The following is a 1,944-nucleotide window of genomic DNA, read 5'->3' as shown; positions in this document are numbered from 1 at the left end:
GCCGCCGAGCGTCCAGTAGACTTCGTCCGACAGCAGCCAGAGGTCGTGCTCCCGGCAGACTTCTGCCAACTGTTCCAGCCGCTCGCGCGAATAGACCGCACCGGTCGGATTGTTCGGCGTGTTGATCAGGATGGCGCGCGTGTTCGGCCGGATTGCCGCGCGGATCATGTCGGCTCGCGGCTGGAAGCCATCCTCGGCCGGTGTCTCGACGACGGTGAAATCAGCGCCAGCGGCGCTGAACGTGTTGGGATAGGTGGCATAATAGGGTGCCACGACGATGGCGTGATCGCCCTGGTCGAGCACGCCCTGCACGGCCGCGTAGAGTGCGGCCTGGCCGCCCGGCGTGGCGATCACCTGATCCGGCGATGTCTCGACGCCGGTGCAGGCGCTCGAGGCTGCGGCCATCGCCTTGCGCAGGCGCGGCAAGCCGGGAAGCGGGGTGTAGTGATGATTGCTGCCGCGAACCGCGGTCACACAGGCTTCAATGGTCTGCGAAGGCGTGTCGAAATCATGGTCGCCAACCGACAGCATGATGATGTCTTCGCCGGCCTCCTTGCGCGTCCAGGCGGCGAAATGGACTTCCCAGCCGTCCTTGCCCGAAGGCACGATGCCGGAAATGCGCGATGATGGTCTAGGCATGCAAAACTCCCGAAATTTCGTAGCCGGCCTGTTCGAGCCGGTCGCGCAGGGCGGCGATGTGCGGTGGTCCGACTTCGCAGCAGCCGCCAACGATGCTTGCGCCAGCCTCCACCCAGCCGATCGCCTGGTCTGCATAGGCATCCGGGCCAAGGTCGTGACGAGCGTGCAGCACATCGACGGTGCCGCCGTGCTTAAGTGCTTCGGTTGACGTGAAGCCATTGGCATATGCGCCGACCGGGCCGCCGAGGCCGATCAGTTCAGGCAAAGCCGCGGCGATTGCTTCCGGCCGGCAGCAATTGACCAGCCGCGCTGCGACTGCCAGGCCGTCGAGCGCGCTTGCCGCGGTGGCAATGGCTTCGCCGCTGCGCAGCCGCGGCTTGCCGTGGTCAGCCAGCGTCCACGATACCCATACCGGCTTGCCGCTTTCCGATGCAGCGGTCACCGCTGCGCGGGCTTCGTCCGCCGACGCCATGGTTTCACACAGGAACAGGTCGACGCCATCGGCCTGCTCGGCAACGATGCGGCGGTAAATCTCGAGCGTCTCCTCGAAGGAAATGGTCAGTGCCGGTGCATAGCTGCCGAAAAGCGGCGACAGGCAACCGGCGATGGCTGCATCGCCGGCCTCGTCGCGGGCCTGCCTGGCCAATTCGATGCCGCGCTTCTGCAATGGCTTGAATAGGTCTTCCGCACCTTCGCGCGCCAGGCGTTCGGGTGTCGCAGAATAGGTGTTGATGGTGATGACACGTGCGCCGGCACGGATGAATTCCGCGTGCAGGTCGCGCACCAGATCCGGTTCGTCGATCAGCACCCTGGCCGACCATAGCGGCGTCGGCTCGGATTGGCTGCGGCGGACCAGTTCCTGGCCCATGCCGCCATCGGTGAGGATGATTTTCTTCATGCGCGCAGCCTTTCGTTCTTCGGATCCCACAGCGGTTCATCCTTCTGCACGATTGCCTGAAAGCGGTCACCGAAGATTTCGACCTCGACTGATGTACCTGGTTTGGCCAGGTCGGCGCGCAGCATGCCGAGCGCGATCGACTTGTCGATGCGATGGCCCCAGCCGCCGGACGTCGTCTCGCCGACGATCTTGCCGTCATGCCAGAGTGTAGAAACTGACGGAGCGTCGCAATCGCCGGGGTTTTCCACCACCAGCGTGACGAAGCGCTTCTTCACGCCTTGCTGCTTTTCGTTCAGCAGTGCCGCCTTGCCACGGAAGTCGGGCTTGTCCCATTTGACGAAGCGTTCGAGCCCGCCCTGCAGGATCGAATAGTCGGTCGACAGATCGCCTTTCCAGGTGCGGTAGCC

At 64.4% G+C, this 1,944-nt stretch carries 3 protein-coding genes; all 3 read right to left on the bottom strand.

Annotation, left to right across the window (positions count from 1 at the left end; translation table 11 throughout):
- A partial coding sequence (locus tag ENZ75_RS30280; protein ID WP_128278565.1) for an aminotransferase class I/II-fold pyridoxal phosphate-dependent enzyme occupies positions 1 to 639 on the bottom strand: 639 nt, incomplete at its 3' end.
- Positions 632 to 1,537, bottom strand: a complete 906-nt coding sequence (locus tag ENZ75_RS30275) for a homocysteine S-methyltransferase family protein (protein ID WP_013531135.1) — start codon at positions 1,535 to 1,537, stop codon at positions 632 to 634. The genes ENZ75_RS30275 and ENZ75_RS30280, both read right to left, overlap by 8 nt.
- On the bottom strand, positions 1,534 to 1,944 hold a 411-nt coding region (locus ENZ75_RS30270; protein WP_164888124.1), incomplete at its 5' end, for a glycine cleavage T C-terminal barrel domain-containing protein. The genes ENZ75_RS30275 and ENZ75_RS30270, both read right to left, overlap by 4 nt.

The organism is Mesorhizobium sp. M7A.F.Ca.CA.002.04.1.1, from assembly GCF_004022805.1.
In the GTDB taxonomy this organism is placed as follows: Bacteria; Pseudomonadota; Alphaproteobacteria; order Rhizobiales; family Rhizobiaceae; genus Mesorhizobium; species Mesorhizobium ciceri.
This window is presented reverse-complemented; position numbering and strand designations above follow the sequence as displayed.

Bases quoted from the DNA above. Each gene is read 5' to 3' on its own strand.
- ENZ75_RS30275 (WP_013531135.1), bottom strand. From the start codon at position 1,537: ATGAAGAAAATCATCCTCACCGATGGCGGCATGGGCCAGGAACTGGTC.